We start from the raw sequence: 22,359 nt of genomic DNA, 5'->3' as shown, positions 1-22,359 counted from the left end.
TCATGAGAATCCGGGATTTCTTTTTCATGGATTTTGTGATATTCTATGTACATAGAATATACGGCGGAGGAATTTTATGAGTATCATATTGAAAAGGGAACTGGATCCAATCTATGAAACCCTTGCTTTGCTCAGCATTGAGAATCCTGATAAATGGAGGGAAGAAGTCATCCGGGAACTTGGAAGCTGTGGGCTGGGGGGAGAGATTTTTTATCAGAAGCATTTCACGGTCATTGAAAAATATATCAGGACCTTTCTGAAATATAAAGTGAAGACACCGCAGGAAGAATTTTTTTACAAAGACAAATCCAATGACATGTTTTTCTGGATCACTGCGCTTGCTGTGGAAAACCGTGAATATGTGGAACACCCCGAAACGGCGAATCCTGTAAAGCTGCGCAGAAAAATGGCGTATTATCTTGTGGACACAGAGAAAAACCAGGAAATAAAAACAGAGGACGACCTGCCTGACATTTCGGAGGACGAGGCACTTCTGGATTTTATGGATACCCTGAACATTAAGAGCGAAGAGATGTGGTATGTGCTGAGTTGGCTGAGAAAACCTGTCTGCCGGCTGCAGCAGCTCAGTGATATGCTGAAATGCAACCTTCCGGCATTTGAAAAAGCCAGGGAATCCGTTAAAAAACCTCTGGAAAAGCTTATGCAGAAAAAAGTTGACCCGGAAGAGAACGGATATTCAAAAATCGCGGAATCCTGCGGAAAAGACCATCTTGTCTATATGTCTCTGGGGATACCACTGGCACAGATTATTATGGAAGGACGCGGTTATCAGGGAGTCCTCCTGGGATATCTGAACGCAGGAAAGCGCTCCGGAAATGACGCCAGGGAGATTGTCATCCGCCAGGCAAAGTCACTCAGCGATAAGAGCAAGCTGGATATCCTGTGTGACCTGAAGCGGTCAAAAAAATTCAACTTGGAGCTGGCTGAGAGCCTGGGCCTGTCTCCGTCAACGGTTTCACACCATATGAATTCTTTGTTGATATGTGATTTTGTCACAGTGGAAAAGCGGGATGGGAAAGTATATTATTGTTTACAGGAGGAGTCCATACGGGAATTTTTAAAAAATGTGGAGGAGATGCTTTTATAGTGTCTCCTCCACTTTTTCTATTCCTTCCCGGGAACCATGTTACAGGCCGGTCTGCATTTCATAAAAGGCGTGTGTCTGCAGGCTGCCGGCGTCATGGATGCCGGTTAAGGACGGGAAAAGATAACAGGGGAGGAGTAAGACGTTTTATTTTTTTATATTTGATAAATGTGAAATGTATTTGACAAATATAAAATTGTATGATATTTTATGTGTATGAAATATATTTCAAATACATGAAATGATATTGCTGTAAGATGTAATATCCGAAAGGAACCATATGAAACTGTATAAAACGAAGGACCGTCTGCTCCTGGGCGGAACTATTTTGTTTGGAGGACTGTCCTCGCTGCTGGTGGCGTTTGCCTCTATTTTGATGCAGCAGGTAATAGACGTGGCTGTTGCCGGGGATGTGAAGGGATTTTACAGGGTACTGGCTGTGATGCTGGTTTACCTGGCGGCATTAGGGGGCATCAGTCTGCTGGAAGCTATCATGGGGAAAATTCTTATCAGGAATGTTACCAGGCATCTGCGGGACAGGATTTTTAAAGGTGTGATGAAGCAGAAACCGGTGCGGTTTTCATCAAGAAATACGGCTGATTACCTGTCTGCCCTTGTGAATGATGTAAAGCTGGTAGAGGAAAACTATCTGCTTCCGTTGCTGCTCTGTTTCCAGATGATCGTGCTTTTTCTGGCTACGCTGGGAATCCTGTTTTATCTGAGTCCGCTGGTGACTGTTATTCTGCTGGGATTTCTGGTACTTTTGTTTGCAGTGCCTGCGCTTATGGGGAGAAAGCTCCAGGAGCGGCAGGATGCCTATTCAGAGCAGCTTTCTGTGTTCACAGCGGCAGCAAAGGATTTTCTTAACGGTTATGAAGTGATACGGGGATATTCTGCTTTTCGTTGTATTTTTGGCAGATACCTGAAGGTGAATAAAGAAACCGCAGAGAAAAAGTTTGCGTCAGACAGACTGATGGCAGTAAACGAGAGTTTTTCAGATATCCTCTCTTCTCTTATCACAATTGTGATCGTATTTGTGGCGGCCTGGCAGATGATGCGGGGAACAGTGACGATGGGGACACTTCTGGCTTTGATACAGCTAAGCGGAACCTTTGTCATACCGGTGGTAATGATTCTGCAGAATTTCCCTAAAATTCAGGGGATTCGGCCGGTCATGGAACATTTGGGGGAATGGATGGAGTATGAGGAAGAAGAGGCCGGGGAGACGATTGACAGACCGGAAAATTCCGGTATACCGGGGCAGAAGCGTGGAATATGCTGTTCGGATCTTACATTTGCCTATACGGAAAAGCAGCCTGTGCTGGAGCATGAAAACATGCTGTTTGAGGCAGGTAAGAAATATGCTGTCACAGGCCGGAGCGGATGTGGGAAATCCACGCTGATCAAACTCCTAACCGGATATTCCGGAGATTTTGAAGGGCAGATATACATAGACGGAATTTCTGTCAAAGAGATGACGCAGCAGGAGATTAACAGATGTATAGCAGTCATCCATCAGAATGTATTTCTGTTTGACACGGATATCAAGGATAATATCTGTCTGGGAGAGGATTACACGGAGGAGGAGATACAGGCAGCGCTGAAAGAAAGCGGAATATGGGATTATCTCTCAGGCCTGGAAAACGGGATTTATACAAAAGTAGGGGAAGACGGCCACCTTCTGTCCGGCGGCCAGAGACAGCGGATCGCAGTGGCCCGGGCACTGATCAGAAAAACACCGGTTCTCATATTGGATGAAGGAACATCTGCGATTGATCGGGAAACCGCGTTTGAAATCGAAAAAAATCTGCTGGAAAAAAAGAATCTTACGGTTATCACCATAACGCACCATATGGATGAACGTCTGGCCGGTCAGTACGATGCCGTTGTAAGACTGGGGGCTGCATAGGCGGAAGAAAAATGGCGGATGCAGGTATCTTGATTGTTAACGCAAACTGCTGTATTCTGTACTTGAGTTATTATCCCTGCGGCCGGTCCGGAGCGTGTTTGGCAAAAGGCAGCAGGACAAAGGAAGAAACGGAGAGAAGTTCATGAAGATAAACAGAATCGCCTGCATCCATACAGATTTTCCCACAAAATTCGGCATTCCCCGCCAGAGCGGCCTGGTGAAAGAGCTTGCCGGAACCATTATATTTGAGCCAAAGTACAGAAATCCCGACGCATTCCGGGGATTGGAGGAATTTTCTCATATCTGGCTTATTTGGGAGTTTTCCGAATCAGCCAGGGATACCTGGTCGCCTATGGTGCGTCCGCCAAGACTGGGAGGCAATACGAGAAAAGGCGTGTTTGCCACGCGTTCCCCCTTCCGCCCGAACCCCATAGGCCTGTCCTGTGTCTGTCTGGAAGAGATTGAAATACATCCGGAATATGGCCCCGTACTCCATGTGACAGGGGCGGATTTAATGGACAAGACCCCCATTCTGGATATCAAGCCGTATATTCCCCACGCTGACAGCCACCCGGAAGCGGAAGGCGGATTTGCCTCCAGGCACAAGGAGGACAGGCTGGAGGTAGAGTTTCCGGAGGAGCTGGAGGAAAAGGTGCCGGAAAGCAAGAGAACAGCCCTTAGAGGCGTTCTGGCAAATGACCCGAGACCTGCATATCAAAATGATCCAAAGCGCGTCTACGGATTCGGGTTTGCGGGTCTGGAGGTCCGATTTACCGTCAGGGACGGGTGTCTCACTGTCTGTGAGGTGGTGCCGGAGATATGACACTTCTGGGCATTGACAAGGTTCTGCATCTGTATGAATATGAAGATCTGCCACAGGAGCTTGTATATCAAAAAAACGATGATGAGCTGTCCAGCGGCACTCTTATTCCCGCACCGGTCACCTATGGGCAGCGGCAGATCGCTCTTCCCATTCCCAATCTGATTCAGGGAAAGCTGTGGGCAGACAGGCCGGGGGAACGTTTGAGCGTGGGAATCGGAAAATACGGTACAAAGAAAGACGGCGGCATATACATGTGTGTACTTTTGGATATGTATGACCAGAAGCCGGTCTCCTGTTCCTACGGTGTGTATTACGGTCCGCAGCTTGTACAGAAGGCCCTGGAAATCTATTTTTTCCTTCTGGAGCAGGAAGGACTCGGAAGGCGTAAAAGGAATCCCATTCTCCACAGCAGCCGTAATCCTGTATTCAGAAACAGGACTTACTGCGGCATACTGGGCCGTTTCCCGGTCAGGCCGTCCATGACATTGCCGGGAGAGAGAGGCGGTATTGCCAATATCAGCACTTATTTTTCATGTCTGAAACGGAGGCTGGGTGGCTGCATTTTTGAGGACTGGCAGGATGCGGTAGACTGGCTGGAGAATGACAGGGAGAGACATTCCCAGCCTTTTTGAACATCTGCCGCGCCTGCATATTTATAAAATACGGATTTTATATTTTTCCAGCCAGTAATTCACCTGCAGCATGTAGGCCAGCATCTGCGGGCCTGCCATGAGCTGGCCATAGAAAGGTTTTCCGTAGTCTGAGGGACTTTCCAGAAAAGCATGAACCTTTTTCGTGTCCAGAATCTGCCGGACGGGAGCATTGGGGTCAGCCAGAACTTCTTTTAAGCGGTCACCCAGGAGCTTTTCGTAAGCTGGGTCATAGGTTTTTGGATATGGGCTCTTTTTTCGCCAGAGAATCTCTCTGGGGAGATGACCTTCCCCGGCGTGGCGGAGCAGGCCTTTGACGATACCGTCCGGGCATTTCATGCTCCAGGGGACATTGAAGACATATTCCACGATCCGATGGTCTGCAAACGGAACCCTGGCTTCCAGGCCGGAGTACATGCTGGTGCGGTCCATACGGTCCAGAAGAGTCACCATGAACCACCGCAGGTTCAGATAGGAGATTTCCCGGCGGCGTTTTTCATGGGCATCCTCACCGGGCAGAACAGGGGTTTCCCGGATGGTCTTTTCATAGGCTGCATGGGCGTATTCCTCCATGCCGAGAGAATCGGCAAAGTCATCAGAAAGCAGGATTTTTCTTGGCTCCATGCTCGTGGACCAGGGGAAATGATCACCTTCAAACGCTTCCTTTTTATGGAACCACGGATATCCTCCGAAAATCTCATCCGCGCATTCCCCTGTAAGGGTCACTTTGTTGTGCTCTACTACCTGGGAACAGAAATAGAGCATGGAGGATTCCACATCCGCCATACAGGGCAGATCTCTGGCATCTACAGCCTTGAACAGACAATCCACCTGCGCCTTATTGTCACATTCCAGAAAACGGTGGTTTGTACCTGCATACTCTGCCATTTTTTCCACCCAGGGGCGGTCCTGGCTGGGCTGGAAGGCGTTGGATTTGAAGTATTTATTGTTGTCTTTGAAATCAAAGGAAAAGGTATTCAGAACTTTCCCCTGTTTTTTCAGTTCCCTGGCGCAGATGGATGTGACCAGGCTGCTGTCCACTCCGCCGGAGAGGAAGGTACTTATGGGAATATCGGAGAGCATCTGCTTTTTCACGGCATCCTCCACAAGCCAGGCTGTCTTTTCCACTGTCTTTTCAAAAGAATCCGTATGGGGGCGGCTTTCCAGTTTCCAGTACGCATGTTCAGAGACGCCGTCTTTGCCCAGGGTCAGGCAGTGCCCGGGAAGAATCTCCTGAATCCCTTTGAAGACGCCCTTTCCATAGCTTTTGGCAGGCCCCAGAGCGAATACCTCGCACAGTCCGTCCCGGTCCAGTTCGGGTGTTACGCCCGGATAAGCGAACAGCCCTTTGAGCTCTGAGGAGAATACAAGTGTTGTGTCAGCCCAGGTATAGAAGAGGGGTTTGACTCCCAGACGGTCCCGGATAAGGCGAAGTTGTTTTTTACCGGAATCCCAGAGAGCTATGGCAAAAATTCCGTTTAGTTTCTTGATATATTCCTCCCCGTGCAGCATAAAACCATGGAGGATCACTTCTGTATCGCTGGTGGTCTGAAAGACAACACCTTCCTTTTCCAGCTCTTTTTTCAGTTCAGGCATGTTATAGATCTCACCATTGTAGACAATGGCGTATGTCCCGGAGGCGTTTTTTTGTACCATGGGCTGATGGCCTGTGACAAGGTCGATGATCTCCAGTCTTACGTGGGATAGGCCGCAGCCGCTGTCCAGGTAAGTTCCCTGGTCATCAGGCCCCCGGCGTTTCTGCGTTTGGTTCATTTTGTCCAGAATGTGATTCCATTTCCCTTTCTCCTCAGAAAAATTTCTTTTCGGATTACAAAATCCTGCAATTCCACACATGATAATTCCCCTTTCTGCTATTGGCCCGGCAGGACATTTACCCCACGGCCGGTTACTATTCACAGCCGTGCAGAAAAAGCCCCGCCGGATAAATGATCAGGCTGCGATTTGCGGCAGCAGCGGTTATTTACTGTATAACCGGCTGATATTGTTTTCCGTTTAAAGCTGCCTCAATAGAAGGTATGAGAAGTTCTGTGCGGGCAATCATGGAGTTGGGCTTTTTTTCCGGGTTATCCTGGCCAAAGGGAACAAAATAGATATTCTTGGCATTCAAAAGCAAGCCGATATTTTTCATATTCATTCCCAGCGCGTCATTGGTGGAGATGGATATGAGCAGCGGTTTATCGTTTCTGAGATGTGCCTTGGCTGCCATGAGGGCAGGTGTATCTGTGATGCCGTTGGCAAGTTTGGCTATGGTATTGCCTGTGCAGGGCAGGATAACAAGAATATCCAGCAGGCTCTTAGGACCGATCGGTTCCGCCTGGGGGATGGTGAGCATGGGCTCTTTGCCTGTGATACTGCGGGCTTTTGCCACAAAGTCCTCCGCATTGCCGAAACGGCTGTCAATACTTTTGGCGGCATCGGAAAATATGGTCTGTATTTCGGCGCCTTCGTCCGCCAGCTTCTGTAATTCATCAAACACTTTTTTATATGTGCAGAAGGAGCCGGTAAAGGCCACTCCCACTTTCCTTCCTTTTAACGACATAATTCTTCTCCTTTTATTTATGACGACATATCATTAAATTCCTTTAATATACGAAAAACAGCTTCCGCTATGGCATGGGCGGAGGAACGAGGGGCATATCTCCCCGGAAGTCCCGGGCAGAGATATGCGGATATCCCCAGGTCCCTGGCCGCGGCAAAATCCACGCCGCCGGGAGCAGAAGCGATATCAATAATAAGAGCCTGTTTTCGGAGGCTCTTTAAAAGTGACCTGTCTAGAATCGGCGCGGGAATCGTGTTGAAGATAAAATCAAAACTGTCCGCGTGTTCTTTCAGTGCTTCCGGGGCGATGGCCTTTCCTGTCAGGGTTTCGGCTTCTGCCCGTATACCGGGTCTTCTGGCACATACAGTTACATGACAGAACATGCCTGTAAGATACGAGACCAAGGTTTTTCCGCAGGTTCCGTATCCCAATACGAGACAGCGGCTCCCGTGTAGATTGCGGCTGCTTTTCTGAATGGCTTCCGCAATGGCACCCTCAGCGGTTGCGATACTGTTTTTTACTGTGAGAATCTCATCCTTCATCAGATCAGAGACAAAGATTCCTTTTGAAAAAACTTTTTCCTGAAAGTCTCTGGGTATGCATCCTGCAAAAAAGGACTGGCCCTCCCGGAGCATATCCGGCAGAAGGGACAGGGGAATCTCTTTGCTTTTATTTATGGGAATCGGCGCAAGGACAGTCTCCGCGTTAGAAACTGCTTCCGAAAGAGAGGAGGCAGCATAACAGGAAGAGTCCGGAATATCTGCGCAGAGTGCATATTTACAAACCCTGCAGCCGCATTCCAGGAGATACTCTGCCAGGTAGACCTGGCGCATATCTCCCCCGATCACTGCAAAATCAAATTTTAAGTGACTCATTGCCTGGCTCCTGAATGTCTGAACTCTTATTTACTATATGTAAGAGGAAAAAAAGATGTGCCCCGGTATGGGGGCGGACAGAGGGGAACGCCGTTTATGACGGATTCCGTTCCCCTCTGGCGGAAGTGTGGAACAGCTTTTTATAAGCTCTGGAAAAGGAAGAATAGTTTTTAAATCCGCACTGGTAACAGGCATCTGTGACGGACATACCGTTTTGAATCAGTGCCCTGGCCCGCAGCAGACGTTTGGTAGAGATATAGCTGGCTACACTGTATCCTGTCTCCTGTTTGAACAGGTGCATGAGATAATAACGGCTCATATAGAACCTGGACGCCAGCAGGTCGATGGAAATGTCCTCAGCCAGATGTTCTCCGATATAATCCAGCACAGGAAGGATTTTGGAATTACAGCGGCTGTTTTCTATATACGTGCCTGTGTAGGCATCCATGGAGAAGCGGTTTAAAAGGATCAGAAATTCCAGAAAAAGGGCCTTCTGGTACAGGGCGGCTGCAAAGGCATCCCCGCCAAAGGATTTCTCCAGCTCCTGCAGAACCTGATACAGCCGGCTCTGGCTGAACAGCTCTACGCGCAGTACATTGGAGCGGCTGGTCTGGGCCTGCACAAAGCACCGGTTCAGGGAATCTGCCCCGTCCCGGCAGGCATCCATAAATGCAGGCGAGATATAGAGGATCATGCGTTCATAGACAGATCTGCTGTTGATGACCGGTTTGTGGATCTCACCGGCATTTACAAGGACAATGTCATAGGGCTTCAGGTCAAAAGACTTACCTTCAATATGATATGTGACATCACCGCGTATGAAGATCAGTATTTTATAAAAGTCATGATAGTGGTAGGAAAAGCTGTGTTCCTCCTCATCGGTAATGTGAAAAAGGCGGAAATCGTCTTTCAGATAACCGGTTTTGCTGTAAGAATCCAATTTGGGTCCCTCCTGTGGGCTGATTTTTTTGGTTCAGCATATTTTGCAATGTTTTTAACACGATGCTTATATTATAACATAAAAGTGTCTGATAAACTAGATACAGACTCTAAGACCGATGCTTAAAATTGTTTTGAGCCGCAGAGGTATCTGGGACGGCACTGTGGGCTGTGACATAAAATAGGGTATGGCGCGTCAGATTCTGCAGACGCATCGCAGCAGGAAAGGAAAGAGAGCAGTGAAATTTGAAAAATATCATGGAATAGGAAATGATTATCTGGTATATGACTGTCAGAAAAATACGGAGGAGCTGGATGCTGATAAAATCCGTAAAATCTGTGACAGGAATTTCGGGGTTGGTTCAGACGGTATTCTGGCAGGCCCTTATATAGAAGATGGAGAATTTGCCGTCCGTGTGTTCAATCCGGACGGCAGTGAGGCAAAAAGAGCAGGAAACGGTATCCGTATCTTTGCAAAATATCTGAAGGATGCCGGATATACTTTGAGTGAACGGCTGACGATCCGGACAAAAGGCGGGAAAGTGCAGGTGCGTTTTCTCAATGCGGACGGCACGCGGATTCAGGCGGATATGGGAAAGCTGTCCTTTTCCAGCAAAGACGCGGGACTTGCGGGGGAGGCCAGGGAAGCGCTCAGAGAGAAGATGGTATTCGGGCAGAAGGAATATGACTGTTCCTGCGCATCCATGGGCAATACCCACTGTGTGATCCCCATGGCGGAGATATCCAGGGAGAAGGTCTGCACAATAGGTGCTTTTTCTGAGCGCTCTGCATACTTTGGTGACCGGGTGAATACACAGATCATGAAGGTTTTGGATAAAAATAACATTCAGATAGAGATATTTGAGCGGGGTGTGGGATATACGCTGGCTTCCGGCACCAGCAGCTGCGCAGCGGCAGGGGTGGCCTACAAGCTGGGGATGATCGATTCGGATGTGATGGTACACATGCCCGGCGGCAAGCTCTGGATCCAGATCGATGAGGACTGGCATGTGATGATGACCGGCAGTGTACAGAGTGTGTGCCGGGTTGAAATGACCGAGGATTTCCTTCGGTTTGAGCCGTAGGTCCTCAGGTTGAGTAAAAACCCGTTAATGCGTCCAAACGGTGCTTTTCACTGCGCGGTACCTGCGTTAAAATGAATCTGTGTAAAGAGGAACGGATTCATTGGCAGCAAAGGGAGAGGAAGATGCAGATGGATGAGAGGACCTTCCGTGTGACTGTGAGTTCACAGCAATATCATACCTGGCAGGGAGTTCTGGAATATGAGAATCGGACATATTCTTTTCTCAGCGAGCTGGACCTGGTAAGGATGATGGATGATTTTTTGAGAGACAACAAAGAAAAAACAGATACTGAGGAATAAAAAGAGCAGAAAGGCTTCCGCGCAGCATACAGGCTGAGCGGGAGCCTTTCTGTCTGTTCTGCTGCCGCTGCCTGTAAAACTGCCGGTTTTTCCGCTTTGTTGGGCAGTTTTTTGGGGCTGAGTTTACAACAAACCTGGCATTTGATACAAAAACAATGAGGCAAAGTTGCTAAAAATGATTGAAAATGCAAAAAAACGAATCGATTATGAGTAAAATAACCGGATATATGATGGTATAATTGATGAAAACCAAGGGGCAAAAGCCGAGGTGATTAGGCCGATTGACAACAGGGATCGGAGAAAAATCCTGGACAAGGGGGAATTTCTTATAAGAAAAGTCTGAGAGAGTCCGTGATAACGGAAGTTGTACGTTTTTTTTCAACAGGTTCTTAAAAATTTGACGAAGCCTAAGGGGCTATGATAAGCTAAAGTATAAAGTTATGAGTTTATTATGGAAACGAGGGCTTACAGATGAAGAAGAGAGAAAAAGAATATGTGGAATTCCGATATTATGAGATTCCGCAGCGTGTGCCTCTGATCGCACTCATGGGCGAACGCTGGGTAACAAGGTATGGAAGTGATCCTATGCATTTCCATAACTATATGGAGATAGGCTACTGCTGTTATGGCGAGGGTGTCATGCACCTGGGAAAAGAGGACGTCAGGTACGGGGAAGGCACTGTCACAGTGATCCCCAAGAATTTTCCCCACCACACAACGGGAAGGGACGACGTCTTTGACAGCTGGGAATACCTTTTTATAGATACGGAGCGTTTTTTAAAGAATGTATATGCAGATAAACCTGTGTATGCCAACACGGTGCTTGAACGGCTTCACAGCCGCATGTTTCTGACCAGCAGGGAAGAAGCACCGGAAATCGATGCGCTTGTACGTGTCATTCTGAATGAGATGCGGAACAAAGAGGAGTTTTATCTGGAGAGCGTGCAGGGATGCCTGCTCACACTGCTCCTCAAAATAGCCAGAATGAATCCGGCAGACAGCGTGCCGGAGGCTAAGGTCATAGATGACGGAAGCCTGAACAGTATTCTGGCAGTTCTGAATTACATAGAAAAGCATTATCAGGAAGAGATCAAGGTAGGACAGCTGGCACAGATATGCCATATGAGCGAGACACATTTCAGGAGAGTGTTTACGGAATACATGAATACCTCTCCGGCAGAATATGTGAATCTTGTGCGGATCGAACGGGCCTGTGAATATCTGGCCAAGTCAGATGAACGTCTGGAAGACATTGCCGTTAAGGTTGGTTTCCAGGCATCCGCCACATTCATCCGTAACTTCAAGAAGATTGTGGGAACTGCTCCACACCAGTGGAGAAGTGCGGCAAGGGGAAAAGAAGACAACCCCTCCAACTATAATGTATCGGTTTTAAAGGGCTGGTAAGGCCACGAATACGGGTAAATATCAGAAAAAAATAGGGAATGTACAAATTAGACAAATAAATTATTGGCATATGCGGCGAAGTGATGTAATATACATATATGCTGGACCGTGAAAAAACGGAAATGTGGTCATATTACACAAACAATTTGTCGAATAATAGGACCGTATGTACATTCATGTGTTTGATGCTAATAATTAAAGGGAGGCATTTATTATGAGAAAAAAAATTGTTGCAGCTATGCTGGCTTCTATGATGGTTGTTTCACTTGCAGCCTGCGGAGGCGGAGATGACGGAAGCGGAAGTACCGGCGGAGATACCAAAAAGGAAGAGACTACCGGAACAGACGAGAAAAAAGATGACGCGGCAGATGACGCCGTAGCAGCTACAGATGATGAGAATACCCTGACCGTATGGTGCTGGGACCCGAACTTCAACATCTATGCGATCAATAAAGCAGCTGAGATTTACGCAAAAGATCATGAAGGATTTAACGTTAAAGTTACTGAGATCCAGTCAGATGATATCGAGACAAAACTGACAACTGCTATGTCAGCAGGTGATTTAAGTACATTACCTGACATCTTCCTGATGCAGGACAACTCCTTCCAGAAATATGCTACAAACTACCCGGATATCTTCGTTGACTTAACGGACAAGGGTATTGACTATACACAGTTCTCCGAAGCTAAAGTAGCTTATTCTACCTTAGACGGCAAGAACTACGGCGTTCCGTTTGATAACGGTGCTGCAATCAGCTGCTACAGAACAGATATGCTGGAGCAGGCAGGATATACTGTAGATGACTTTACAGATATCACATGGGATGACTTTATGGAAAAAGCTAAAGTTGTCAAAGAAAAAACAGGACAGCCTCTGCTGACACAGCAGGCAGGTTCTACTGATATTATCATGATGATGATCCAGTCTGTGGGAGCTTCCTGCTTCACAGAAGACGGAAAAGCAAACATCGTTGATAATGAAGCTGTTAAGAAAGCTGTTGAGATTTATTCTCAGATGGTAAAAGACGGCACATTACTTGAAGTAACTGACTGGGATCAGTATGTTGCATCCATCAACAACGGTACCGTTGCAGGCGTTATCAACGGATGCTGGATCATGGCTACTGTTACAGCACAGGAAGATCAGTCCGGTAAATGGGCAGTTACAAACATGCCTAAGATGGAAGGCGTTGGCGAAGCAAGCAACTACTCCAACAACGGTGGTTCTTCATGGGCAGTTACATCTAACTGTAAGAAACCGGACGTTGCTGTAGATTTCCTGAAATCCACATTCGGCGGAAGCACAGAACTGTATGATGACCTGATCGCTAAGGGCGCTCTGGCAACATGGGCACCGGCTGGTGATTCTGATGTTTACAATCAGGAAGTTCCGTTCTTCTCAAATGACAAAGTATATGCTAAGATCGTAGATTTTGCTACAAAGACACCTTCCAACGTTACAGGACCGTTCTACTATGACGCTCGTGATGCTATCGGTGTTGCACTTTCCCAGATCACACAGCAGGGTATTGACATCGGAACCGCACTTCAGGAAGCTCAGGATACTGTAGACTTCACAATGGGCGGCTGATAAATAACAGACCCCTGAATTGATTCTTTATTTCTAAGAAATGAAAGGTCTGCTGCTGCTCATCAAAAGCAGCGGCAGACCTTTTTGAATCGGGTACAGAGGCGGAAAGCGCACTGTATCTGTTCACAATTAAAAATGAAAAGGAGGGTGCATATTTATGAGTGGTCCTAATAAAAAAGGGATGTCTCTGGAAAAGAAACATAATGTGACAGGCTGGGTCTTCCTGATTCCGGCAACAGCCCTGATCTGCTGGATGAGTTTTTATCCCATGATCAAAGCGTTCATTATGTCAATGCAGACAGGTATTGGTATTAATTTAACCTTCGGAGGTGCTGCGAACTATCTCCGTATTCTGAAAGACCCTACATTCAAACAGTGTTTGTTCAACACATTCTTCTACCTGATCATTCAGGTACCGGTCATGCTGGTATTGGCGCTGGCACTGGCTTCTATGCTGAACAACAAGCATCTGCGGTTCAAAGGACTGTTCCGTACAGCGATTTTCCTTCCCTGTGCAACATCCCTTGTATCCTATGCTATGATTTTCCGTTCCATGTTTGCAAATGATGGTTTTATCAACACAGTCTTAAGAGGCTTTGGCATGAACCCTATTATGTGGTTTGCAAATGCATGGACCGCAAGAGCAGTTATCATTATCGCCCTGATCTGGAGATGGACAGGATACAACATGGTATTCTATCTGTCAGGCCTGCAGAATATTGAATATTCCGTTTACGAGGCTGCCAAGATTGACGGTGCTTCACCGGTACAGTCTTTCTTCAAAATTACAGTACCGCTTTTGAAACCAACGATTCTTCTGACAACTATCATGTCCACAAATGGTACACTGCAGTTGTTCGATGAGTCCCTGAACCTGACAAACGGCGGACCGGGTAAATCAACAATGACTCTGTCCCACTACATATACAATACGTCCTTTGTACAGAGCCCGAATTTCGGCTATGCGGCTGCAATGTCCATCATTGTACTGATCATGGTTGCGATTCTGGCAGTTATTCAGATGAAAGTAGGTGATGAACGATGAATAAAGGCCAAAAAATATTCCAGTATGTATTCCTGACGATCGTTTCCCTGTTATCTGTATTTCCGCTGTACTACATGTTCTGCGGAGCAACAAATAAAAGTACAGACGTAGTTGCCGGCAAGCTGATTCCCGGAGGTTATGTTGCAGAAAACTTCAAAGCCCTTCTGGCAAATCAGGATCTGGCAAGAGCTATGTGGAACTCCTTCAGAAATGCTGTTATCCTTACAGCTTTGGCTCTGCTGGTATGTTCCATCGCAGGCTACGGCTTTGAGATTTACCATGACAAAGGCAAGGATGTGGTTATGACACTCCTTCTGACAGCTATGATGATTCCTTTCGCAGCGATCATGATTCCTTTGTTCAAGATGTTCTCCACTTTGAAAATGGTTAACAGCATGGCAGCCTTCATGCTGCCCACCATATCGACACCGTTTTTGATCATGTTGTTCAGGCAGAGCGCGCGTTCGTTCCCACATGATATCATCGAGGCAGCACGTCTTGATGGTTTGAGTGAGACAGGAATTTTCTTCCGCATGTTCTTCCCGACCATGCGCTCCACTTATGCGGCAGCCATGACCATCACTTTCATGAACGCATGGAACAACTATCTGTGGCCAAAGGTAATCTTACAGACAGACAGCTCCATCACCATGCCTATGCTGGTAGCCAACCTGTTAGGTGGTTATACGGTTGATTATGGTATGCTGATGCTCGGTGTACTTATCTGTACCTTGCCTACCGCAATTGTATTCTTCTGTCTGCAGAAGAGCTTTGCCGAAGGTATCACAGGTGCTGTTAAATAAAAAAGAGACAGTATTCGGTCTTGTGCCGGGCTGTTGAAAATAAGTAATTTACAGGCGGATATTTTGTTTTCATGAGATATCCGCCTTATTTTTTAATCATACGGCAGATAAAAAATAAAGGATTGTCCGCCGGATAACGAACAGGAGGTAAAAAATGAAAGCATTTCAGTACGAGAAAGTAAAAGACCCTGCCTGGTTCCAGGAAAACAGGGCAGCGGCCCATTCGGACCACAGATATTATGGTTCCATGGAAGAGATGGAGCAGAAGCAGGAGAATTTCAGGTACAGCCTGAATGGTCTGTGGAAATTCCACTATGCAAATAATTACCACAGCACAATTCCGGGGTTTGAGTCCATGGATTACTGCTGCAGGTCCTGGGATGACATCCATGTGCCGGCTCACATCCAGATGGAGGGATATGACCGTCCTCAGTATGCCAATGTGCAGTACCCCTGGGAGGGCTGGGAAGAGCTGGAGCCAGGTCAGATCCCTACACGGTTTAATCCTGTGGCAAGTTACGTGAAATATTTTGAAGTACCTGAGAACATGAAAGGAAAACGTGTGTTTATTTCCTTCCAGGGTGCCGAGAGCGGCATTGCAGTCTGGCTGAACGGCAGTTATGTGGGATACAGTGAGGACACATTTACACCGTCCGAGTTTGAACTGACACCATACCTGCAGGAGGGAGAGAATAAACTGGCAGCCCAGGTCTTCAAATTCACAAGCAGCAGCTGGTGTGAGGACCAGGATTTCTTCCGCTTTTCAGGTATTTACAGAGACGTCTATCTCTATGCGGTGCCTGAGGTACATGTGGAGGACATGAGGATCCGTACTCTGCTGGATGACACCTTTACAAAGGCAGATCTGGAGATTGTGCTCAAGGCCACAGCAAAGGGCAGCGTAAAGATTGCTCTGTCAAAGGATGGAAATGTGCTGATGACAGAGGAAAGTGCTCTGGGCAGTGACACAAGACTGGTGATGAAAGTGGATAACCCCGCGCTTTGGAGTGCGGAGTCACCGGTGCTTTATGACCTGCTTTTCCAGGTGTTTGACAATGCAGGTACTCTGACGGAAGTGATTCCTTACAGGGTAGGCTTCCGCAGATTCGAGATGAAAGACAATATTATGATGCTGAACGGCAGAAGAATCGTGTTCAAGGGCGTGAACCGTCATGAATTCAGCTCTGTAAGCGGCCGTCATGTGTCGAGAGAAGAGCTGGTGAAAGATATTGTCACCATGAAGAGAAACAACATCAATGCCATCCGTACCTGCCATTATCCGGACGGTTCAGATATCTATGATCTGTGTGATGAGTACGGGCTCTATATGATCGCAGAGAACAATCTGGAATCACACGGCTCCTGGGATTCCCAGGCGGAGAAGAAGGAACCGGATCTGAACAAGGTAGTGCCTTGTGACCATCCGGAATGGCTGGGCATGATGCTGGACCGCGTAAATTCCATGTATCAGAGGGACAAAAACCATACGGCTATCCTGATCTGGTCCTGCGGAAATGAATCCTTCGGCGGCAAAGACATCTATGAGATGTCAGAGTTCTACCGCAAAGAGGACCCCACAAGGCTGGTGCACTATGAGGGGGTATTCTGGGACCGCAGATATAACGGATCCAGTGATATGGAAAGCCAGATGTATCCTTCTGTGGAGAGCATCAAGGCATTTCTGGAGAAAGACAGGAGCAAACCGTTTATCTGTTGTGAATACACGCATGCCATGGGAAATTCCTGTGGTGCCATGCACAAATACACAGATCTGACAGATACAGAGCCATTGTATCAGGGCGGATTTATCTGGGATTATATTGATCAGTCCATTTATAAAAAAGACCGTTACGGAAAAGAATTTCTGGCATACGGCGGAGATTTTGATGACCGCCCCTGCGATTACAATTTCAGCGGCAACGGTATTGCATACGGCGGAGACCGCATGCCATCCCCGAAGATGCAGGAAGTAAAGTTCAATTACCAGAACATTACGGCTGTTGTGGAGAAGGATAAGGTGCGGGTGGTCAATAAAAATCTGTTTGTAAATACAGACAGCTTTGACTGTGTTGTTCTGGTGGAAAAGGACGGACATCTGCTGAGAGAGGCAGGCCTGGAAACACATGTGGCACCTCTTTCTGAGGAAGTCTACGAGCTGCCGGTCAGTGTCCAGACTCTGCCGGGAGAGTATGCCGTCACGGTATCTTTCCGTCTTAGAGAGGATACACTCTGGGCCAAGAGAGGGCATGAGGTTGCCTTCGGACAGGGTGTGTATGAGGTTCCGGCACCTGCTGCACTGCACAGGGGAAAGATGGAGATCGTAAAGAGCGTACATAATATCGGCATTCACGGAGATGGATTCCGTATACTCTTTTCCTATCTGAACGGCGGCCTCGTGTCCTATGTGTACGGCGGTGTGGAGATGATCAAGGCAATACCGAAACCGAACTTCTGGAGGGCACCTACAGACAATGACTGCGGCAATCTGATGCCCATGCGCTACGGACAGTGGAAGCTGGCCAGCATGTATCTGAACCACAAAGACCCCCAGGGCGGATACCGCATTCCGAAGCTGGAAGTCCTGGAAGACAGTGCTGTGATCACATACACATATTATATGCCGTCCATTCCTTCCGCAGAGTGCAGCCTTGCTTACAGGGTATACGGTGACGGGACCGTGGAGACCACATTGTCTTATGACCCGGTAAAGGAACTGGGCGATATGCCGGAGTTCGGCGTGATGTTCAAGTTCGACGCGGATTACGACAATGTGGCATGGTACGGCATGGGGCCGGAGGAGACCTATGTGGACCGCTGCCTCGGTGCAAAGCTGGGAATCTACAAAAATAAAGTGGCTGACAACATGGCAGAGTACCTGGTTCCGCAGGAATGCGGCAATAAGGTGGGCGTACGCTGGGCCAGCGTCACAGACAGAAAGGGCAGGGGAATGCTCTTTACAGGAGATAAGATGGAATTCTCCGCACTTCCCTATACGCCGCATGAGATTGAAAACGCTATGCATCCCTTTGAGCTTCCGGAAGTACACTACACGGTTGTCAGGGTATCTGCAAAACAGATGGGTGTTGCGGGAGATGACAGCTGGGGTTCCAAAACCCATCCGGAATATCTTCTGAACACAGACGGCAGAATGGAATTTACATTCAGCTTTAAAGGGGTATAAGATTACAGAATAGTTTAAGAACAGGGCCGGCCTGCCACAGACCGGCCCATTGGAGGACAGATATGGGCAAAGACGTAAATTTCGGTAAAATGATTCACGGCGGGGACTACAATCCGGAACAGTGGCTGGATTCCCCGGATATCCTGGAAAAAGACATCGAGTATTTTAAGAAAGCAAAAATCAATGAAGTTTCCCTGGGGATTTTCTCCTGGGCAGTTCTGGAACCCCGTGAAGGGGAGTACCATTTCGGCTGGATGGAAGATATCATAAACCGTCTCTGGGAAAACGGTATCTCCACAATCCTGGCTACTCCTTCCGGTGCCCGCCCAAAATGGATGGCAGACAAATATCCCGAGGTCCTGCGGGTGGACGCGGACAGGCACAGAAACCTGTTTGGCGGCAGACATAACCACTGCTATACCTCCCCTGTATACAGAGATAAAGTACGCCGGATGAATATGGCTTTGTCCGAAAAATTCGGAAAGCATCCCGGTGTCATTGGCTGGCATCTGTCCAACGAGTACGGCGGAGAATGCCACTGTCCCCTCTGCCAGGAAGCGTTCCGCAGTTGGCTGAAGGAAAAATACGGGACTATTGAGGCGCTGAACAAAGCCTGGGCGACAACCTTCTGGAGCCATATATACAATGATTTTTCACAGGTGGAAAGCCCGTCCCCGAGAGGGGAATCCGGACTTCACGGGTTAAACCTGGACTGGAAACGTTTTGTTACGGACCGGACCGTGGATTTTGTACGCCACGAGGCACAGGCTGTGAAAGACGGCGGCTCAGACCTTCCGGTCATGATCAATATGATGTATAACTACGAAGGCCTGAATTACCACAAATTCAAGGATGTGGTGGATATCGTCACATGGGACAATTACCCCACATGGCATAAGGGGCCGGAATCCCACACTGCCATGGATACGGGAATGCAGCATGATATTATGAGGAGCATTCTGAAAAAGCCGTTCCTCCTCATGGAATCATGTCCTTCAGCCACCAACTGGCAGAGTGTGAGCAAGCTGAAAAAGCCGGGGATGCTGCGGGCAGCGTCTCTGCAGGCAGTGGCACACGGCTCAGACAGCGTGCAGTATTTCCAGCTCCGCCAGAGCCGTGGTTCCAGCGAGAAATTCCACGGCGCTGTCATTGACCACTACGGCGGGGATGACACCAGAGTGTTCGGTGAAGTCACAGAAGTGGGAGAAGCGCTGGAAGCTCTTGGTGAAATGGCGGGCAGCCGTACTATAGCCCGGGCGGCAGTCATCTATGACTGGGAAAACCGCTGGGCCATGGAGGACGCGGCAGGTCCGAGAAATAAAAACCTGTATTATAAAGAGGCAGTGGAGAAATCCTACTATGCATTCCGTAAGCTCGGACTGGATGTGGATGTCATTGACATGGAACAGGATCTGGAAGGTTATAAGATAGCGGCGGCTCCCATGCTTTATATGTTCCGGGCCGGGTTTGAGGAGAAGGCAAGGAAGTTTGTGGAAGCAGGCGGTAAGCTGATCCTTACATACTGGTCAGGGATTGTGGATGACACGGACCTCTGTTTCCTGGGCGGAACACCTCACGGACTTATGGACGTGTGCGGTCTGCGCAGTACGGAGATTGACGGACTCTATGACGGAGAGACCAACAGCGGTGTTCCCGTGGAAGGAAATACCCTGTGCATGACAAAGAGCTACACCTGTGAACATCTCTGTGACCTGGTGAAAACAGACGGCGCGGAGGTTCTTATGACCTTTGGCAGTGATTTTTACGCGGGAATGCCGGCACTTACCTGCAACGCTTACGGTGAGGGGAAAGCTTACTATGTGTGTGCGGATTTTGAGCAGGGCTTCTATGATGAATTATACAGGAAGCTGGTAAAAGAATGCGGTATCAAACGCTACATTCATCATATTCCCGCCGGAATCGAAGTGACATCCAGGGAGACAGAGGATGCGCTCTACCTGATCGTACAGAACTTCAACCGGGAAAGCACAGAGGTGCGCCTGCCCAAAGAGCCGTTTTCAGTCTGGTATGGGGAATATGACGGTACGGTGAAGGGCTTTGACATGGTGGTTCTCAAAAAAAGAAAATAGACAGGAACCGTATGAGCTGAGATACTGAATAACAGTTAAGAGGATATAAATGCAGACAAAGAAGTCTTACGGACTCTTTGCCTGCATTTTTCATGGAGAAAAGGGGATGGACAGATTTTTGCAGGGGCTGCATCCGACAGTGGTTGTTAAGGAATTTCCAGGTATACATTGACTTTTCTTTCTGAGGGGGTATAATTTTTAAGGTATATTGACAACGTTGAAAAGACAGAAGGAGGAGCTATGAAGTATTTGAGACAATTCTGTATTATTTTACTTTTTTCATTTCTGGGAGAAGGGCTTCATATTATCCTGCCGCTTCCCGTGCCTGCCAGTGTCTATGGTCTTGTTCTGATGCTGGCCGCGCTTCAGACAGGGATTCTGAAGACGCGTCAGGTGAGGGAAACGGCGGGTTTTTTGATTGAGATCATGCCTGTGATGTTCATACCCGCTGCCGCGGGGCTGCTGAATTCATGGGGCGTGCTGAAACCTGTCTTCGTTCCGGTTGCAGTTATAACTGCGGTCACCACGGTTTTCGTCATGGCAGTGACAGGACTTGTGACCCAGGGGATTATACGGAAGGGGAAAAAGAAAAATGAAAGCATTTCTGAGTGATTCTGTTTTCTGGGGAGCTGTTTTAAGCCTGCTTGGGTATGAAGCGGGGCTGCTTCTCAAGAGAAAATTTAAAATGGCAGTCTTTAACCCACTGCTTATAGGTGTTATCTGTGTGATGGGTGTGCTGGCAGTGGGGCATATTGATTATGACAGTTATTATGAAGGCGGCAGGTATATCAGCTACCTTCTGACACCGGCAACGGTATGCCTTGCAGTGCCTTTGTATGAACAGATGGGGCTGTTGAAGAAAAATCTGAAGGCTGTGGCAGCAGGGCTGATTTCCGGCGTGCTTGCCAGCCTTGTCAGTGTATTTCTTCTGGCAAAGCTTTTCGGCCTGAACCATGCCCAGTATGTGACGCTGCTTCCAAAGTCCATTACAACAGCGATCGGTATGGGTGTGTCTGAGGAATTGGGCGGAATTGTCACAATTACCGTGGCAGTTATCATTATTACCGGGATATTGGGCAACATGATAGGAGAAGTGATATTTAAGATTTTCCGTATTCAGGAGCCTGTGGCAAAAGGACTGTCCCTGGGGGCCGCGTCCCATGCCATCGGAACGGCAAAAGCTATGGAGCTTGGTCCGGTGGAGGGCGCCATGAGCAGTCTGGCAATCGCGGTAGCAGGTCTGTTGACTGTGATCGGTGCCTCAGTGTTTGCAGGGTTTATGTAGCGGAAGGGAGCGGTTGAGATGGAAAAAGGAATCATTACCATAGGAAGACAGTACGGAAGCCAGGGGAGGGCAGTGGGGAAGATGCTTGCGCAGCGCCTGGGCTGTGCCTTTTATGACAAAGAAGAGCTTGCCAGGATCGCCAGGGGAAGAGATTATGAGGAAGTAAGGGAATTTTATGAGGAACAGCCTGTAGACAGCCTTTTGTATGCCATTGCCATGAACAATGAGGAGGGAGAAGTGGGAAGGATACCCTTTGCCCGTATCCGGGAATTGTGCGGCAATGGTCCCTGTGTACTCATTGGCCGGTGCGGAAATGAGATCTTCCGGAAAAAACAGGATGCCGTAAGCATTTTTATACACGGGGATATGGAAAAGAGGGTTCAATATGTGACGGAGACAGAAGGGCTTTCCGCACACGGTGCCAAAAAGAAAATAGACAGAGTGGATGAGGAGCGGGCATCTTTCCACAGGTATTATACCCACAGAGAATGGGGAAGGGCGGATGCCTATGAGCTGTGTCTTGACAGCAGTGTTCTGGGGGCGGATAAGTGTGCAGAGGTGATATTTGATTATCTTAAGATCAGGGGGCTGTTTTAAGGCCTTTGGGGTTGATATTTCCGTCCATTATGATTATCATTATAAGCAGTAAGGTGCTTAAGAAGTTTAAGGATTTCCGGGTTGTGCAGGATGCGTTTTACGGCCTGCGCCCGGCGGA

At 48.0% G+C, this 22,359-nt stretch carries 19 protein-coding genes; 15 read left to right on the top strand and 4 right to left on the bottom strand.

Translation table 11 applies throughout. The annotated features are described in order from the left end of the window. Nucleotides 1-76 precede the first annotated feature (76 nt). From V8Q34_RS24855 to V8Q34_RS24840, 4 genes are all read left to right on the top strand, one after another. Complete coding sequence (locus tag V8Q34_RS24855; RefSeq protein ID WP_335836515.1) at nucleotides 77-1,108, top strand: ArsR/SmtB family transcription factor; 1,032 nt, start codon at nucleotides 77-79, stop codon at nucleotides 1,106-1,108. A 277-nt stretch (nucleotides 1,109-1,385) separates the two neighbouring features. After that, nucleotides 1,386-3,014: an ABC transporter ATP-binding protein gene (locus V8Q34_RS24850; RefSeq protein WP_335836514.1), complete on the top strand. Its 1,629-nt coding sequence runs from the start codon at nucleotides 1,386-1,388 to the stop codon at nucleotides 3,012-3,014. A gap of 142 nt (nucleotides 3,015-3,156) precedes the next feature. After that, on the top strand, nucleotides 3,157-3,837 hold the full coding sequence (gene tsaA, locus V8Q34_RS24845) for a tRNA (N6-threonylcarbamoyladenosine(37)-N6)-methyltransferase TrmO (protein ID WP_227210291.1): 681 nt from the start codon (nucleotides 3,157-3,159) through the stop codon (nucleotides 3,835-3,837). Then, nucleotides 3,834-4,469 carry a hypothetical protein gene (locus V8Q34_RS24840; RefSeq protein WP_335836513.1) on the top strand — a complete coding sequence of 212 codons (636 nt, stop codon included), beginning with the start codon at nucleotides 3,834-3,836 and terminating at the stop codon, nucleotides 4,467-4,469. The genes tsaA and V8Q34_RS24840 overlap by 4 nt, the downstream gene beginning before the upstream one ends. 21 nt (nucleotides 4,470-4,490) lie before the next feature. On the opposite strand, the gene asnB is transcribed toward V8Q34_RS24840, so the two are convergent. The 4 genes from asnB to V8Q34_RS24820 form a co-directional block, all read right to left on the bottom strand. Next, nucleotides 4,491-6,341, bottom strand: a complete 1,851-nt coding sequence (gene asnB, locus V8Q34_RS24835; RefSeq protein ID WP_103731026.1) for an asparagine synthase (glutamine-hydrolyzing) — start codon at nucleotides 6,339-6,341, stop codon at nucleotides 4,491-4,493. A 127-nt stretch (nucleotides 6,342-6,468) separates the two neighbouring features. Next, complete coding sequence (locus V8Q34_RS24830; protein ID WP_033143586.1) at nucleotides 6,469-7,047, bottom strand: dipicolinate synthase subunit B; 579 nt, start codon at nucleotides 7,045-7,047, stop codon at nucleotides 6,469-6,471. Nucleotides 7,048-7,064: 17 nt separating this feature from the next. Further along, nucleotides 7,065-7,922 carry a dipicolinate synthase subunit DpsA gene (locus V8Q34_RS24825; protein ID WP_148393054.1) on the bottom strand — a complete coding sequence of 286 codons (858 nt, stop codon included), beginning with the start codon at nucleotides 7,920-7,922 and terminating at the stop codon, nucleotides 7,065-7,067. Nucleotides 7,923-8,016: 94 nt separating this feature from the next. Beyond that, on the bottom strand, nucleotides 8,017-8,862 hold the full coding sequence (locus V8Q34_RS24820) for an AraC family transcriptional regulator (RefSeq protein ID WP_148393053.1): 846 nt from the start codon (nucleotides 8,860-8,862) through the stop codon (nucleotides 8,017-8,019). A 238-nt stretch (nucleotides 8,863-9,100) separates the two neighbouring features. Between V8Q34_RS24820 and dapF the strand changes: the two genes are divergently transcribed. The 11 genes from dapF (at nucleotide 9,101) to V8Q34_RS24765 (ending at nucleotide 22,241) form a co-directional block, all read left to right on the top strand. Beyond that, nucleotides 9,101-9,946, top strand: a complete 846-nt coding sequence (dapF, locus tag V8Q34_RS24815) for a diaminopimelate epimerase (protein WP_033143613.1) — start codon at nucleotides 9,101-9,103, stop codon at nucleotides 9,944-9,946. Nucleotides 9,947-10,068: 122 nt separating this feature from the next. After that, on the top strand, nucleotides 10,069-10,245 hold the full coding sequence (locus tag V8Q34_RS24810) for a hypothetical protein (RefSeq protein ID WP_156120902.1): 177 nt from the start codon (nucleotides 10,069-10,071) through the stop codon (nucleotides 10,243-10,245). A gap of 471 nt (nucleotides 10,246-10,716) precedes the next feature. Continuing rightward, entirely contained in the window at nucleotides 10,717-11,649 is a 933-nt protein-coding gene (locus V8Q34_RS24805) for a helix-turn-helix domain-containing protein (protein ID WP_033143583.1), read from the top strand. A gap of 214 nt (nucleotides 11,650-11,863) precedes the next feature. Further along, the gene (locus V8Q34_RS24800) at nucleotides 11,864-13,240 is read left to right on the top strand and encodes an ABC transporter substrate-binding protein (protein ID WP_033143582.1); all 1,377 of its coding nucleotides are present in this window, start codon (nucleotides 11,864-11,866) and stop codon (nucleotides 13,238-13,240) included. Nucleotides 13,241-13,397: 157 nt separating this feature from the next. Beyond that, the gene (locus V8Q34_RS24795) at nucleotides 13,398-14,285 is read left to right on the top strand and encodes a carbohydrate ABC transporter permease (protein WP_103731023.1); all 888 of its coding nucleotides are present in this window, start codon (nucleotides 13,398-13,400) and stop codon (nucleotides 14,283-14,285) included. Beyond that, complete coding sequence (locus tag V8Q34_RS24790) at nucleotides 14,282-15,088, top strand: carbohydrate ABC transporter permease (protein WP_033143580.1); 807 nt, start codon at nucleotides 14,282-14,284, stop codon at nucleotides 15,086-15,088. The genes V8Q34_RS24795 and V8Q34_RS24790 overlap by 4 nt, the downstream gene beginning before the upstream one ends. 154 nt (nucleotides 15,089-15,242) lie before the next feature. Next, entirely contained in the window at nucleotides 15,243-18,269 is a 3,027-nt protein-coding gene (locus V8Q34_RS24785; RefSeq protein WP_335836512.1) for a glycoside hydrolase family 2 TIM barrel-domain containing protein, read from the top strand. A gap of 62 nt (nucleotides 18,270-18,331) precedes the next feature. Further along, complete coding sequence (locus V8Q34_RS24780) at nucleotides 18,332-20,359, top strand: beta-galactosidase (protein ID WP_335836511.1); 2,028 nt, start codon at nucleotides 18,332-18,334, stop codon at nucleotides 20,357-20,359. A 240-nt stretch (nucleotides 20,360-20,599) separates the two neighbouring features. Continuing rightward, nucleotides 20,600-20,971, top strand: coding sequence for a CidA/LrgA family protein (locus V8Q34_RS24775; RefSeq protein ID WP_033143577.1), 372 nt, complete (start codon nucleotides 20,600-20,602; stop codon nucleotides 20,969-20,971). Then, nucleotides 20,952-21,644: an LrgB family protein gene (locus V8Q34_RS24770; protein ID WP_033143576.1), complete on the top strand. Its 693-nt coding sequence runs from the start codon at nucleotides 20,952-20,954 to the stop codon at nucleotides 21,642-21,644. The genes V8Q34_RS24775 and V8Q34_RS24770 overlap by 20 nt, the downstream gene beginning before the upstream one ends. 18 nt (nucleotides 21,645-21,662) lie before the next feature. Then, complete coding sequence (locus V8Q34_RS24765; protein WP_244806031.1) at nucleotides 21,663-22,241, top strand: cytidylate kinase-like family protein; 579 nt, start codon at nucleotides 21,663-21,665, stop codon at nucleotides 22,239-22,241. Nucleotides 22,242-22,359 lie beyond the last annotated feature (118 nt).

The organism is Blautia sp. JLR.GB0024, assembly GCF_037000545.1.
Lineage (GTDB): Bacteria > Bacillota > Clostridia > Lachnospirales > Lachnospiraceae > Blautia > Blautia celeris.
Note: the sequence above shows the minus strand (reverse complement) of the source record. Positions and strands in the feature narration are given on the sequence as shown.

Coding starts and splice junctions, on each gene's coding strand:
- V8Q34_RS24855 (WP_335836515.1), top strand. CDS start 77: ATGAGTATCATATTGAAAAGGGAACTGGATCCAATCTATGAAACCCTT.
- V8Q34_RS24850 (WP_335836514.1), top strand. CDS start 1,386: ATGAAACTGTATAAAACGAAGGACCGTCTGCTCCTGGGCGGAACTATT.
- tsaA (WP_227210291.1), top strand. CDS start 3,157: ATGAAGATAAACAGAATCGCCTGCATCCATACAGATTTTCCCACAAAA.
- V8Q34_RS24840 (WP_335836513.1), top strand. CDS start 3,834: ATGACACTTCTGGGCATTGACAAGGTTCTGCATCTGTATGAATATGAA.
- asnB (WP_103731026.1), bottom strand. CDS start 6,341: ATGTGTGGAATTGCAGGATTTTGTAATCCGAAAAGAAATTTTTCTGAG.
- V8Q34_RS24830 (WP_033143586.1), bottom strand. CDS start 7,047: ATGTCGTTAAAAGGAAGGAAAGTGGGAGTGGCCTTTACCGGCTCCTTC.
- V8Q34_RS24825 (WP_148393054.1), bottom strand. CDS start 7,922: ATGAGTCACTTAAAATTTGATTTTGCAGTGATCGGGGGAGATATGCGC.
- V8Q34_RS24810 (WP_156120902.1), top strand. CDS start 10,069: ATGCAGATGGATGAGAGGACCTTCCGTGTGACTGTGAGTTCACAGCAA.
- V8Q34_RS24805 (WP_033143583.1), top strand. CDS start 10,717: ATGAAGAAGAGAGAAAAAGAATATGTGGAATTCCGATATTATGAGATT.
- V8Q34_RS24800 (WP_033143582.1), top strand. CDS start 11,864: ATGAGAAAAAAAATTGTTGCAGCTATGCTGGCTTCTATGATGGTTGTT.
- V8Q34_RS24795 (WP_103731023.1), top strand. CDS start 13,398: ATGAGTGGTCCTAATAAAAAAGGGATGTCTCTGGAAAAGAAACATAAT.
- V8Q34_RS24790 (WP_033143580.1), top strand. CDS start 14,282: ATGAATAAAGGCCAAAAAATATTCCAGTATGTATTCCTGACGATCGTT.
- V8Q34_RS24785 (WP_335836512.1), top strand. CDS start 15,243: ATGAAAGCATTTCAGTACGAGAAAGTAAAAGACCCTGCCTGGTTCCAG.
- V8Q34_RS24780 (WP_335836511.1), top strand. CDS start 18,332: ATGGGCAAAGACGTAAATTTCGGTAAAATGATTCACGGCGGGGACTAC.
- V8Q34_RS24775 (WP_033143577.1), top strand. CDS start 20,600: ATGAAGTATTTGAGACAATTCTGTATTATTTTACTTTTTTCATTTCTG.
- V8Q34_RS24770 (WP_033143576.1), top strand. CDS start 20,952: ATGAAAGCATTTCTGAGTGATTCTGTTTTCTGGGGAGCTGTTTTAAGC.
- V8Q34_RS24765 (WP_244806031.1), top strand. CDS start 21,663: ATGGAAAAAGGAATCATTACCATAGGAAGACAGTACGGAAGCCAGGGG.